At 61.2% G+C, this 13,170-nt stretch carries 11 protein-coding genes; 3 read left to right on the top strand and 8 right to left on the bottom strand.

The genetic code is table 11. The annotated features are described in order from the left end of the window. The first annotated feature begins 2 nt into the window (after positions 1-2). From HX830_RS00620 to HX830_RS00630, 3 genes are read left to right on the top strand one after another with little or no spacing between them, the layout of a single operon-like run. Entirely contained in the window at positions 3-806 is an 804-nt protein-coding gene (locus HX830_RS00620) for a F0F1 ATP synthase subunit B family protein (RefSeq protein ID WP_177098635.1), read from the top strand. Then, positions 796-2,343: an alternate F1F0 ATPase, F1 subunit alpha gene (locus tag HX830_RS00625; protein ID WP_177098636.1), complete on the top strand. Its 1,548-nt coding sequence runs from the start codon at positions 796-798 to the stop codon at positions 2,341-2,343. Before HX830_RS00620 ends, HX830_RS00625 begins: the two co-directional genes overlap by 11 nt. Further along, positions 2,340-3,218 (top strand): F0F1 ATP synthase subunit gamma, encoded by an 879-nt coding sequence (locus HX830_RS00630; protein WP_152740780.1) that lies wholly within the window; start codon positions 2,340-2,342, stop codon positions 3,216-3,218. Before HX830_RS00625 ends, HX830_RS00630 begins: the two co-directional genes overlap by 4 nt. Before the next feature lie 7 nt (positions 3,219-3,225). Here the strand turns inward: HX830_RS00630 and glgP are convergent, their stop codons facing one another. The 8 genes from glgP to HX830_RS31970 form a co-directional block, all read right to left on the bottom strand. After that, positions 3,226-5,727, bottom strand: coding sequence for an alpha-glucan family phosphorylase (glgP, locus tag HX830_RS00635; protein ID WP_177098637.1), 2,502 nt, complete (start codon positions 5,725-5,727; stop codon positions 3,226-3,228). Between the two features lie 168 nt (positions 5,728-5,895). Further along, positions 5,896-6,798, bottom strand: coding sequence for a DUF808 domain-containing protein (locus tag HX830_RS00640; RefSeq protein ID WP_177098638.1), 903 nt, complete (start codon positions 6,796-6,798; stop codon positions 5,896-5,898). A 103-nt stretch (positions 6,799-6,901) separates the two neighbouring features. Next, positions 6,902-8,488 (bottom strand): GMC family oxidoreductase, encoded by a 1,587-nt coding sequence (locus HX830_RS00645; RefSeq protein ID WP_177098639.1) that lies wholly within the window; start codon positions 8,486-8,488, stop codon positions 6,902-6,904. 49 nt (positions 8,489-8,537) lie between these two features. Further along, the gene (locus HX830_RS00650; protein WP_177098640.1) at positions 8,538-9,419 is read right to left on the bottom strand and encodes a sugar phosphate isomerase/epimerase family protein; all 882 of its coding nucleotides are present in this window, start codon (positions 9,417-9,419) and stop codon (positions 8,538-8,540) included. Between the two features lie 109 nt (positions 9,420-9,528). Beyond that, positions 9,529-10,548 carry a glycoside hydrolase family 3 N-terminal domain-containing protein gene (locus HX830_RS00655; protein ID WP_177098641.1) on the bottom strand — a complete coding sequence of 340 codons (1,020 nt, stop codon included), beginning with the start codon at positions 10,546-10,548 and terminating at the stop codon, positions 9,529-9,531. Beyond that, entirely contained in the window at positions 10,535-11,566 is a 1,032-nt protein-coding gene (locus HX830_RS00660) for a glycoside hydrolase family 3 N-terminal domain-containing protein (protein ID WP_177098642.1), read from the bottom strand. Before HX830_RS00660 ends, HX830_RS00655 begins: the two co-directional genes overlap by 14 nt. 73 nt (positions 11,567-11,639) lie before the next feature. Continuing rightward, entirely contained in the window at positions 11,640-12,308 is a 669-nt protein-coding gene (locus HX830_RS31965; RefSeq protein WP_371317464.1) for a Gfo/Idh/MocA family oxidoreductase, read from the bottom strand. Then, positions 12,309-12,806 carry a Gfo/Idh/MocA family protein gene (locus HX830_RS31970; RefSeq protein ID WP_256350364.1) on the bottom strand — a complete coding sequence of 166 codons (498 nt, stop codon included), beginning with the start codon at positions 12,804-12,806 and terminating at the stop codon, positions 12,309-12,311. Between the last annotated feature and the right edge of the window lie 364 nt (positions 12,807-13,170).

Consider the following 13,170-nt stretch of genomic DNA (forward strand, 5'->3'; position numbering starts at 1 on the left):
TCATGCTTATCGACTGGTTCACTGTCGGCGCACAGATCCTCAACTTCCTGATTCTGGTCTGGTTGCTCAAGCGCTTTCTCTATCGTCCGATACTCAACGCCATCGACGCCCGTGAACAGCGTATCGCCAGGGAACTGGCGGAGGCCGATGCGAAAAAAGCCGAGGCCGGACAGGAGCGTGAAGCATTCCAGCGCAAGAACGCCGACTTCGACAGGGAACGCGCGGCATTGCTCAGCCAGGCAACCGACGCGGCGAACAACGAGCGCCAGCGTCTGCTGGATGCCGCACGCCAGGAAGCCATCAACCTGGGCGCCCGGCAACAGGACAGCCTGCGCAGTGAGGCCCAGGCCCTGCACCAGGAAATCTTTCGCCGTACGCAACAGGAGGTCTTCAGCATTGCGCGCAAGGCATTGAGCGATTTGTCCGGCGTGACGCTGGAAGAGCAAATGGTCGCCACTTTCATAAAGCGCCTGCAGACCCTAGGTTCAGATGAAAAGCAAAAGCTGGCCGGCGCCCTGCGGAACAAGGCCCTGCCGATAGTCGTGCGTAGCACCTTCGAGCTATCGGCGGCGCATCGCGCCAGCCTCGAAGCGGAACTCCAGGCACTGCTCGGAAGCGCCACCCAGGCCCGTTTCGAAACGGCTCCGGAGCTGGTCAGCGGCATCGAGCTGTGCACCGACGGACAAAAGGTGGCGTGGAGCATCGCGCACTACCTGACGGAGTTGGAAAGCAGCGTCGGCGATCTGCTCGCGGTCAATACCCCGGCCAAGGTTCTCTCCGACAAGGAAGCCCCCCATGCCCGATGAACGGCTGGAGAATGTCCTGGAGCAGACCTTTGCCCGCATACGGGAGGCGACCGAGGCGTTTGTGCCGCCGCTGGCCCCCCGAGAGATCGGGCAGGTGCGCAGCGTCGCTCCGGGGATCGCCAAGGTGAGCGGCCTGCCCGGTGTCGGTTTCGAGGAGGTGCTGATATTTCCGCACGGGATCAAGGGCATCGCCTTCAATATCGACGAAGATGAAATCGGCGTGGTCCTGCTCGGCGACTACTGGGAGCTGCAGGCCGGCGACCCGGTCGAGCGTGGCGGGCATGTCGTCGATGTGCCGGTCGGGGAGGCACTGCTGGGACGTACCATCGATCCGACAGGACGCCCCCTGGATGGCCTCGCGCCGCTACCGCCAGGACCGCGCCTGCCGCTGGAACGACCGGCCGCGCCGATCATGGACCGGGCTCCGGTCAGCGTGCCGCTGCAAACCGGCATCAAAGTGATCGATGCGCTGATTCCGGTCGGGCGTGGGCAACGGGAACTGATTCTCGGCGATCGGCAGACCGGCAAGACGACCATTGCGCTCGATACCATCATCAATCAGCGCGACAAGAACGTCATTTGTGTCTATTGCGCCATTGGCCAACGTGCTTCCGGCGTCGCCAAACTTATCGACACGCTACGGGAAAAGGGCGCCCTGCCCTACACCGTGGTGATCGTCAGCGAGGGCAACAACGCCCCCGGGCTGGCCTATATCGCCCCCTACGCCGCAACCAGCATTGCCGAGTACTTCATGGAACAGGGCCGCGACGTGCTGGTGGTCTACGACGACCTGACCCAGCACGCGCAAGCCTATCGGGAGCTGTCACTGCTGCTGCGCCGGCCCCCTGGGCGTGAAGCCTTTCCTGGCGATATTTTCTATATCCATTCGCGTCTGCTCGAACGCAGCACCCATCTGCGTCCGGAACTCGGCGGGGGTTCGCTGACCGCCTTGCCGATCATCGAAACCGCCGCCCAGGACATTTCCGCTTATATTCCGACCAATCTGATTTCCATCACCGACGGCCAGATCTATCTGTCGCCTTCACTTTTTGAACTCGGGGTGTTGCCGGCGGTGGATGTCGGCAAATCGGTTTCACGGGTCGGTGGCAAGGCGCAAAGCGCCGCCTACCGGGCCGTCGCCGGCGACCTGAAACTGGCCTACGCCCAGTTCGAGGAACTCGAGACCTTCGCCCGCTTTGGCGCCCGCCTCGATGAGGCCACCCGCAAGCTGATCGAGCATGGCCGGCGTATTCGCGCCTGCCTCAAGCAGCAGGAGTTCTCCCCCTTGTCGACCTCCGTGCAAATCACCGTTTTACTGGCCTTGACCGCGGGACTGTTCGATCCGGTACCGCTGACCCGGATGGCGGATGCCGAGCAGGCCGTCCGGGCCGCGGCCGCCACGCTTCCCGCCGCGCTCGGCGCGAGCCTGGCAGGCACCGATAAACTGAGCGATGCCGACAAACAGCTGATGACCGAACTCGCCAGGCAGGCCGTGGCGCAATTCCTGGCGACGCCCGATAACCCGGTGTCGTCATGAGCGACACCGGCGCCAGCCTGCGGCGCAAGATCGCCAGTGCCGGCGATCTCGAATCCGTGGTGCGCACGATGAAAGCGATGGCGGCGTCGAACATCAGTCAATATGAGAACGCCGTGCGCTCGCTGGAGGACTATGACCGAACGGTGCAACTCGGCCTGCTGGCCTGTTTCCGCCAGCGCCAATCCGGCGCTTTGGGCCAGCGCAAACAGCAGGACCCGGGGACGGTCTGCGCGGTGGTGTTCGGCTCCGATCAGGGACTGGTCGGCCAGTTCAACGATGCGCTCGCCGAGTTTGTGCTTGAAACACTGGATCCACTGCCAAACAGAAAAATGCTCTGGGTGGTGGGCGAGCGTATCCAATCACGCCTTGCCGACAGTCCATTGAACACTTCCAGCCGCTTTATCCTGCCGAACGCTATCGTCGAGATCACACCCCTGGTCAGCCAGATTCTGCTTGAGCTTGAAAGCCAGCGTGAACGGGGCGAAATCGGCCAGGTCTACCTTTTTCACAACAGACCAAAACCTGGGGCACTCTACGAATCGGTCAGCCAGCGCATGCTGCCATTGGACGATGCCTGGCAACGCCAGCTGGCCAGCAGGCCCTGGCCCACCAATAACCTTCCCGAAGTACAGCAAAACGGCGAGCAGGTTTCGCTCGCGTTTATTCGCGAGTATCTGTTTGTCTCGCTGTTCCGTAGCTGCGCGGAGTCATTGGCCAGCGAAAATGCCAGCCGTCTGGCGGCCATGCAGCGGGCGGAGAAAAACATCGGCGAACTGCTGAAAACCCTGGGGGACGATTTTCACCGACTGCGCCAGGACAGCATCGACGAAGAGCTGTTCGATGTGGTCTCCGGCTTCGAGGCCTATGACCACTGACCGGGCCTCAACGCTGCCAGGCGATCAGCGCATTTTCCGCCGGCAGAAAGGCCTCCGGGTGCCAGGCGCGAACCCGTGGGGTGTAATCCTCCAGGGGTCGCGTGACAGCCATCGAGAGGGAAAAGATATAACCGTGAACGGCGCCGGGAATCGGGCCGCTGGCGGTCATCGGCAGGCACAGCGCCGGGGACTCGTCGCGCAAGGCGGCACAGAGCTCCACCTTTACCCATTCCGGGGCGATCTCCCCCAGATAGACAGGCACGCTGATATGTAGCTGATCGCCGTCGCGATGTGCATCGAGCGTACCAAAATGTATGTTGTCCCACCCCGCGCTCAGCGCCTTCTGCCACGCCTGAAGCCCACGGGCGAGCCCGGCCTGGTCCTCGCGGCGGCGTCGGAACGCCTGAATCGCCGGTTGGTAAAAACGCTCCAGGTATTCGAGCAGCATGCGGTTACTGCTGAATTGCGGCCCCAGTTGCGACATGCTGGCCCGCATGCGTTGCACCCAGGCACGGGGAATGCCCTGGGTGTCGCGGGTGTAGAAGGACGGCACGACTGCGTCCTCGAGCAAGCGGTACAGGCACTCGGCATCGACCACATCGTCGCTGGGCCCGTCAGTGCCGATGGCCCAGCCGCAATCGGGCTGGTAGGCCTCCGCCCACCAGCCGTCGCGTTCGGACAGGTTCAATCCGCCATTGACCAACACCTTCATGCCGCTGGTACCGCAGGCTTCCCAGGGGCGTCGTGGTGTATTGATCCAGACATCGACGCCCTGTACCAGATGCTGGGCCAGTTCGAGGTCGTAATCCTCCAGGAACACCACGTGCCGGCGCAGACCAGGACGATGAACGAAGTCCATCCAGGCCTGGATCAATTGCTTGCCCTGCTCATCATCGGGATGGGCCTTACCCGCGATGATCAGCTGGACCGGACGCTGCTCATCGGTGAGCAGACGCGTCAGGCGATCCGGGTCATGCAGCAGCAGATTCGGGCGCTTGTAGTCGGTAAAGCGCCGGGCGAAACCGAGCGTGAGGCAATTGGGATCGAGCACCTGCGCGGCCTCTTCAACCTGCTGCACGGACTCGCCACGCTGCCCAAGATGCCAGGCCAGACGCTGACGCGCGTACTTCACCAGATCAAGGCGTTGCTCGCCGGCCATGGTCCACAGGGCCTGGTCGTCGCTGTCGGAAAGCGGCCCGGGGAGCGACTCCACGCTACCGAGCCAACGCTCCTTGCCGCAGCAGGTGGTCCACAGGTGATCGGACCAGACCGAGTCCCAGGAAGGCACATGGACGCCGTTGGTCACATGCCCCACGGGTACTTCCTGAAACGGCCAGCGTGGATACAGATCGCTGAACAGACGACGGCTGACCTCACCATGCAGGCGACTCACCCCATTGCACTGGGCACAGCCACGCAAGGCGAGAAAAGCCATGTTGAACGGCTCGTCGTCATCCAGCGGATCACGCCGACCCAATGCCAGCAGTTCGCGCAATGAAAGATCACAGTCTTCGAGGTAGGGACGCGCGTACTTGCCGATCAGCGCGGCGGGGAAGACATCAAAACCCGCCGCCACCGGCGTATGCGTGGTGAAGACATTCCCGGCACGCGTCGCCCACCAGGCTTCCCGGAACGAAACGCCCATCTTGTGCATGAAGCAGCGGGCCCGCTCCAGCACCAGCAGTGCGGCATGCCCCTCGTTCAGGTGGCACACGTCCACGTCGATCCCCAGGGCTTCGAGTACCGTCCAGCCGCCGATGCCGAGCACCACTTCCTGGAGCAAACGCATTTGCGAACCGCCGCCGTACAATTTGGAGGTGATCCCGCGGTCGCCGGCGCCATTGAGCAGATCGTTACTGTCCAGCAGATACAGGCGTGTACGTCCGACGATGGCCTGCCACACCCGCAAATGCAACGTGCGCCCCGGAAGTTGCAGCGCGACTTTCAGCCAGGCGCCGTCGCTGCCAATAGCCGGCTGGATCGGCAGGCTGGTCGGGTCGTTGTAGGGATAGGCCTCATGCTGTCGACCGGCCGAGTCGATGCTTTGCCGGAAATAACCTTCCTGGTAGAGCAAGCCCACTCCGACTACCGGGGCGCCCAGGTCGCTGGCCGTCTTGAGATAATCCCCGGCCAGTACACCGAGTCCGCCGGCGTAGAGTGGAAAGGCCTCGCTCAGGCCAAACTCCATGCTGAAGTATGCGATCCGCGCCGAATCGGCGGGCGCCGACTGCTGTGCATACCAGCCCGGCTCACCGAGATAACGCCGGTGCTCTTCGATGGCCTGTGTGAGTGTCTGCGAGAACGAGGTATCCCGACAGAGCGCCTCAAAACGCTGCGGCGACGCGTTCTGCAGAATCATCCAGGGATTATGGGTACGCTCCCATAGCATTGGATCGATCGCTTCCCAGAGACCGTCGAGTGCGTGATTCCAGGTCCAGCGCAGGTTGAGCGCAAGCTCGGTCAATATGAAGAGTTGCTCCGGCAACTCCCGTGGCGAGAACGCGTACACATCGACACCTCAATGCAATAGTCGTTGCCAGGCACTGATGGAGTGCAAGCACGAGCGCACACTATCGGAGTCGGAGGACTTTCCGGCTTGATCTACATCAAGTCGAATGGATCCCATGAGCGACTCGAGGGTTTGAGCCGCCCTGCGCGTCACCTGCGGGTCAAGGGCCTACCCTAGTACCCGATGACTCAGCCGTCTTGCCGTCCAGGCCACTGCGACTGCAATGGCCCCGGCGATCAGTCCCACGGTGGCCTGGATCAAATAGTTCTCCAGCCAATGCTTGATGGCCGGCTTGACGATCCATTCAGGTCCACCGTGGACCGCTTCCGCAATGAACGCCCCTCCGACAAAAAACATGGCGATGGTGCCCACCCACGACAGCAGTTTCATCAGCTTGGGCGCGGCCGATATCAGCCAGCCGCCCATCCGGTGAAGCGTTGCCGAGAAATGACCGGGGTGGGTGATCTTGCGCAGCCGCAGTCCGAGGTCATCCAGCCGAACGATGCCAGCCACTAGCCCGTACACACCAAACGTCACCAGCAAGGAGATCAACACAAGCGTTATCAACTGCTGCACGAAAGGCGCCTCAGCCACGACATTGAGGGTGATCACCACGATCTCGGCGCTCAGGACAAAGTCGGTCACGATGGCGCCTTTCACCTTCTTCGCCTCGTAGACCTTTGCCTCGGCTTCATTGAGCCTCTTTACCTTTCGTGCTTCATCCTGGCCGCCATGGGGACTCAACTTCTCGATAAGCGACTCGATACCTTCATAGCAGAGGTAGATCCCGCCAATCACCAGCAACCAATGGACCAGCGCAGGGGCCAGGTAATTGAGCCCCAGCGCCAGCGGGACAAGAATCGCCTTGTTGACCAGGGAGCCCTTGCACACGGCCCACACCACTGGCAGCTCACGATCCGCCTTGAGCTCAACCACCTTCTCCGCGTTCACCGCCAGATCATCCGTCAGAACACTGGCGGTTTTCTTCACGGCGACCTTGCTCATCACCGATATGTCGTCCAACAAGGTTGCGATGTCATCGAACAACGCGAAAAAACTGCTACCTGCCATGGTTTCAACTCCTGAACCTAACCTGCCTGGACGGCGGGCCAAGTATAAGGTTCAGGGGCGTGATGAAGCGCTTTTTCTTCAATGCCTCTATAGGAAAATGGACCTATCGGGCATGCCTGATCATGTCCGCGGCTTTTTCACCGATCATGATGCACACCGAGTTGGGGTTGCCTGAAATCAACGTCGGCATGATCGACGCATCGGCCACCCGCAGCCCGTCAATGCCATGCACCTTGAGATCCGGCCCCACCACCGCGTATTCATCCACGCCCATGCGGCAGGTGCCCGAAGGGTGCAACGCAGCATGGGCCTCTTCGTGACAGAACTTCTTCATGGCCTCTCGCGACCGGACGCCGGCGTCAGGCACATGACGCCGCGCGACATAGGGTTTGAAGGCCGCCTGAGCCATGATCGCTTCCCCCACCAGGCAACCGTCCACCAGGCTTTCAATGTCGTAAGGATCGGAGAAATAGTTGGGCACGATGCGTGGCGGCGACATCGGATCGGCAGAATGAAGCTCGACATAACCCCGGGACCTGGGTCGTATCTGCCCCAGGTTCAAGGTGCAGCCATTGCCACCCGGAACAGAATCAACCCCCTCTTCGATGCCGGCACCTACCACCATGAAATACTGGATGTCCGGATGCTTGGCCGCTTTATCGCCCCACCAGAAGGCACCGCCTTCAATCAGGTTGGAGGCCGCCGGACCTTGTCGGAACAGCGCGTACTGCAAGCCCGCCATGATTTTCCATAGCGGTTTTTTGTACTTGTCGTAGCTGTGGGGCCCGGTCAACTCATACACCAGGGACACTTCGATATGGTCCTGGAGGTTCTGCCCAACCCCGGGCAAATCCTTGACCACTTCGATGCCGTGCTTTTCAAGCTGGGCGGCCGGCCCGATACCGGACAACATCAACAGGCGCGGTGAGTTGATGGCACCGGAAGAGAGCACGATTTCCTTGTCGGCGTGCATCACGCGGCGCACACCCTTCTCGAGGTATTCCACGCCGACGGCCTTGTTGCCCTTCAGCAAAATACGCAGTACCCGACAACCCGTCTTGACCGTCAGGCTCTTGCGGCGTTTGGCAGGCGCCAGGTAGGCCACTGCCGCGCTGCTGCGAAAACCATTTTTCGCGGTGATCTGGTACAGCCCGCACCCTTCGGGTTTGCCCGAGTTGAAGTCTTCGTTGTACGGCAGGCCGTACTGCTGGCAAGCACGCAGCCAGACCTTGGTCAGGGGGTGGATATTGATCGGATCAGACACCCCCAGCGGCCCACCGACGCCATGGACCTCGTTGCAGAAGCGCTCGTTGTCTTCCGCCTTCTTGAAGTAGGGCAATACGTCGTTGTACCCCCAGCCGGCGGCTCCCTGCTCGACCCAACCGTCGTAGTCGGCGGGCACGCCGCGGATGTAGATCATCGCATTGACTGAACTGCCACCGCCCAGCACGCTGGCCTGAACCATGGTCGGCGCTTCAGTGCGATGCTGGTCCTCGGTGGGTTCCCAGGCATAGCGCTTGAGCAGCGGGCCCTGGGCCGTTTTGTAGTAGGCACCGGGGATATGGATATAGGGGCTGCGATCGCGAGGCCCTTCTTCAAAAAGAACAACGGATGCACAAGAGTCTTCGCTCAGACGCGATGCGACCGTGCAGCCGGTCGAACCGCCTCCGATCACGATGAAATCCACCATGACGACCTCAGTTATTTTTAGTGTTCAGTGGGTAGTGAAAAGGCTTTGATCAACCAACCAATCGGGTCAAAAGCGCCTTCAGCTCTCTGGCGACTTCGTAGCTGTTTTGCTGCTGCTGTTTTTTGCAGAACAACTCACAACTCCACCAGCCGACGTAACCGGTGGCTTTTACCGCTGCGGTCCACTCGGCAAGATCCAGCACTCCGCTGCCCGTGGGGACATCCCTGAGGACTTCTTCATTGGGAATACCGCCCTCGAAGGCGAGCGAGTCACAGACATGCACGCCGTAGATAACGTCCTTGTTCATCCCCGCAATGTCCTGTGGTGTGACACCGGAGGTAAAGCAATGCCAGTAATCGACAACCATCCTGACGTTATCGCGCTCGGTGCGATCGATCAGCTGCAACTGGTGTTCCAGGCTGTTCAAGGGCGTCCAGGACAAGGCCTCAAGGTAAAGCAGCAGATCGTACTGCCGGGCCAGATCGGCCAGCGTTGCAAGGTTCCTCGCGGTCAAGGTGTACTGCTCGGATTCATCTCGGCCCAGCAAACCGCTGTAGTGCTCACGCTTGGCGCCTCGCTGAAAATCCAGCACGGCCTGTACGTTGATCGGCCCGGTGAGCACTTGCACGCCTTTGGCGCCGGCCAGCTTGGCCAGTTGAAAAAGCCGCTCCGCTTCCTTCAACAGGTCATCACGTTCGGCGCCCTGACGTTCGATATCCCTCAGGTAACCGATACCCGGAACGTGGACTCCTTTGAGCAGCTCCTGAAGTTCACGCTCGGAATAACCGGCCTGCAGATACGCTTCCAGTTTGGCGCTGTTGATCTCCAGCGCATCGAAACCCACGGCCTGTGCAATGTCGATATCCATCGCCAGGGTCGAATGTTTTGCGACTGTGGAATGCAGGACCAGAATGTTCGTTTGGGTTGCCATATGACTCTCCTACCGTTGTTACTGATTGTAGAGAGATGGGGTTCAACAAGAGATTTCGCAGTCCGGGTAAATTCGCCGCAACCTGACGCAGTGGCTGCGTCAGGTTGGATCATTGGCGACCCGCCAGGCGGTCAGCCAGGCTGGCAACAGACAACGCGGCGGCATCCAGTCTTTCCTGGGGCAAGGTGCCCAGGGCAACAGCGGTGACGATGGCCCGAACCATCTGCGCCATCTCCGGCATTGCCTTGGCGGAAATCAGCAGCAGATCCGCGCCGGCATTCAATGCCGCCACCGCCACTTCGCCGAGGGACAACTGGCCGATGGTGGAGCGGTGGTCCAGGTCGATGGTCATGACCAAACCCTTGAACCCCAGTTCCTGGCGCAGCACGCCGATCAGCTCGGGGGAAAGGGAGGCGGCAGCGGGCGGCGTGCAGGCACTGAAAATCGCCGGTCCCATCATCACCGCGTCCGCCCCGGCCTCGACTCCGGCCTGAAACGCGGGCCAGTAACGACGTAGCTGCTCCATGGATTCACCGACCACGGCCTCTTCAGTCGATGGCTGGCGCAGCAACACCGGATGCCCGGGGAAGTGCTTCAGCGTGCTGGCCAACCCGGCCCGCCGCACGCCACGGACATAGGCGCCAACCATTGCCGCGGCCTGCTCGATATCATCGGACAGCGTACGTCCCGCCAACCAGACATTGGTGCCACCGACCACATCGGCCGTGGGCGACAGCAGCAGGTTCACCCCGGCGTTGCGCACCGCGGTTGCCACCTGAAAGCAGGCCTCTTCCAACTCGACACTGTCCATGGACCTGGCCAGATCGGGCTGCGGCAAAGCCGGAGTTACCCCTTGCAAGCGGTGAACGGCGGAAATATCGGCATCCGCCGCCAGCAGCAGAGGACCGCCCTGCTCGGTTGCCGTGCCGGTGAAGCGTTGCCACTTTTCCAGGGTTTCCGATTGCAGGCGAGTCGTGCTCATTTTTCCGCTGACGTACTCCTCGGCCGTCTCGCCAAACAGCAGGCTGCGCCCGCCATTGCCGAGAAACCGGCGCACGTCATCGCTCAGCTCCAGCTCGAGCAATACCGGAAACAGGACGCTGTAGGCCTTGCTTTCATTGGTGCTCATGATCAACCCCATGGGTGGCGATTGCGAGCTGGCGAACCTTGGCGGCGGCGTCCAACAGTACCTGGCGCTCCAGGATGCCATCCTGCACGGCCATGACAATCGCATCGGCGATAGCGTCCAGACCGGACTCACTGGAGACCAGCAACAGATGCGCCCCGGCCACCAATGAAGCGACGGCGGTGTCAGTGATGGAATTGCCCCGCAGAATGGACACCGCGTCGAGGTCATCGGAAATGATCAGCCCACCGAAGCCAAGGGTGTCACGCAGCACACCAATAACCTTGGCCGAGGTTGAGGCCGAGTGATCAGGGTCGATGGCGGGGAACACCGCCGGCCCTGGCATCACCGCTTTCACACCGGTAGCGATGACTTCCTTGAAGACTTCGAGGTTGTCATGGAGCAACTCCAGAGGTCCCGGCACCGTGGCTTCAGCAATCGCCGGATCATGCTCAGTCACATAGTGCCCTGGGAAATGCTTGGCGGTGGCGATGACACCCGCGCGTTGCACCCCACGGATAAAAGCGCAGGACACCCGGCTGACCTCAACCGGGTCGGCGCCCAGGTGTCGATTGAGCAACCACGGGTTGGCACCGGTGACCACATCGACAATCGGTGCCAGGAACAGATTGAGACCCAGACCACGGGCCACGGTCGCCATCTCAAAGCAGCGCTGTTCGATGTCCTGGGCGCCGAGATCTTGAAGCTGTGTCCTGGAAGCGACAGCGGGTACCAAGTGGTGCAGGCGTTCAATCCCACCAAGCTCCTGGTCCACCGCAATCAGCACTGGCGCGCCGGCCAAGGCCGCCGCCTCCTGCACGACATTGATAAAGTCAGCCTGGGATTCGGCGGCCTTGCGCGCCGGGCTCATGTCTCGGCCGACATATTCATCCCGGGTTTCCCCCAGCAACAGGGAGACACCACCACGGCTCAGGTAACGGCGCACAGTGTCGTCCAGTTGCAAATCCCCGAATGCGGGGAGCAGTACCGAATACGCAGCGCGATGCAGTTCACTTGACATTGCTTTTCCTCAACAGCGTTAGGGTGAGCAGAATGCTCAACTTCGTGGATACGCGGGCGTGCCACGCATGGAATCAATCTGGAAAAGGCACCCAGGCACGCCGCCGATGGGACTCGACGCAGGCCTGGGACAACAGCACACCGCGCACGCCCTCCTGAATGTCCGGCAACGGCACACCGGTCGCGCTGCGCCAGCCCTTCCCGGCATCCAGGGCCTGGGCAAAGTCAGCGTAGAGAACGGCCAGCGCCTCCAGGTAGCCTTCAGTGTTACCCGCCGGCAAACTGGTGAAGGTCAAGGTCTGCGCCACGTTATCCCCCTGGCCACGCCGGTAGACACGGTCGGCACCATCGGTGGGTGTGAACAGCAAGGTTTCCGGCGACTCCTGGCACCACTCGAGCGAGGCCTTGCTGCCGATGACTTTGAAACGCAGGCCGTTACGATGACCCGGTGCCGCAAGGCTGGCCCATAACAAGCCATCCACGCCGCCTTCGAATTCCAGTTGCACCACGCAGGTATCGTCCAGCCCCCAATCGGGCACTACGGTGGTCAACTTCGCATTCAACTGCGTGCAGCGCCGTCCGGACAGGAACTCCAGCATATTGAAGGCATGGGTCCCGACATCGCCCAGGGCCCCGGTGGGGCCGGCTTTGCGAGGGTCACCGCGCCAGGCCAGGCTCTTGCTCAAACCCGTCACACCCGGTGCCAACCACTCCAGCAGGTATTCGACATACAGGAAGCGCACCTACCCCAACTCGCCGGCCTGGATACGGCTGCGGGCATCGCGAACCATGGGGTAGCCTTGATAGGTATAGGTCAGCGCAAAAAACGTATCGTGCCACGCGGCAATACTGGCCAGCTCCAAGGCTTCTTCTGGGTGGTTGACCAGGGGCTTGTCGCAGATCACCGGGACCCCCGACTCAAGGAACAACCGGCACGGCTCGAAATGCAGGTGATTGGGCGTGACGATAACCACCGCCTCAATGGGATCGGGCCGACGTGACTCGGCAGCCGCCATGGCCTCGAAAGACAGGTAGATACGGTCTGGCTCGAGGTTGAGCGCAGCCCCCGCCTCCCGGCATTTGTCCGCATCCGCGGAGAACGCTCCGGCGACGATGTCGAAGCGATTACACAGGCGCATCGCGGCACGGTGGTAACTGGCAAAGTAGGCGCCTTGCCCACCACCGACCATGCCGACCTTGAATCGCCTTTTCCCGGGAATATCACCGGTCAACCTTGCCATCGCTGAAACTCCACGGAGAGCCTGGAGCCGAGTATCAAGGGGGATGTTGTGTTTCTCCATTTCGCACACGGTCGATACCTGACGCGAACTGAAGCACCCCGCCACAACCCGCGGTGTTACCCACGAAAAATCAATCTGTTACTGACTGGGGTCGCGAGTAACCGGGAACATCCCGGCGAACGGATTTCGCCCCGAAAAACAGCAGCCCCTTGCGCATCAGCGTTGCCTGACAATGGGCAAAACCGCTTACAATCTGACGCATACACGGATGGATGAAAGTGCCCCGTGCCCACTATAAACCGGCATGAAACATGCTTTATCCATCACCAGGACGCTCAAGTGTTTGAGGAAGTTATGACGGTTA

This window comes from Pseudomonas gingeri, from assembly GCF_013385425.1.
Taxonomy (GTDB): Bacteria; Pseudomonadota; Gammaproteobacteria; order Pseudomonadales; family Pseudomonadaceae; genus Aquipseudomonas; species Aquipseudomonas gingeri_D.

Coding starts and splice junctions, on each gene's coding strand:
- HX830_RS00620 (WP_177098635.1), top strand. CDS start 3: ATGCTTATCGACTGGTTCACTGTCGGCGCACAGATCCTCAACTTCCTG.
- HX830_RS31970 (WP_256350364.1), bottom strand. CDS start 12,806: ATGGCAAGGTTGACCGGTGATATTCCCGGGAAAAGGCGATTCAAGGTC.
- HX830_RS00660 (WP_177098642.1), bottom strand. CDS start 11,566: ATGTCAAGTGAACTGCATCGCGCTGCGTATTCGGTACTGCTCCCCGCA.
- HX830_RS00645 (WP_177098639.1), bottom strand. CDS start 8,488: ATGGTGGATTTCATCGTGATCGGAGGCGGTTCGACCGGCTGCACGGTC.
- HX830_RS00640 (WP_177098638.1), bottom strand. CDS start 6,798: ATGGCAGGTAGCAGTTTTTTCGCGTTGTTCGATGACATCGCAACCTTG.
- HX830_RS00630 (WP_152740780.1), top strand. CDS start 2,340: ATGAGCGACACCGGCGCCAGCCTGCGGCGCAAGATCGCCAGTGCCGGC.
- HX830_RS00655 (WP_177098641.1), bottom strand. CDS start 10,548: ATGAGCACCAATGAAAGCAAGGCCTACAGCGTCCTGTTTCCGGTATTG.
- HX830_RS00650 (WP_177098640.1), bottom strand. CDS start 9,419: ATGGCAACCCAAACGAACATTCTGGTCCTGCATTCCACAGTCGCAAAA.
- HX830_RS00625 (WP_177098636.1), top strand. CDS start 796: ATGCCCGATGAACGGCTGGAGAATGTCCTGGAGCAGACCTTTGCCCGC.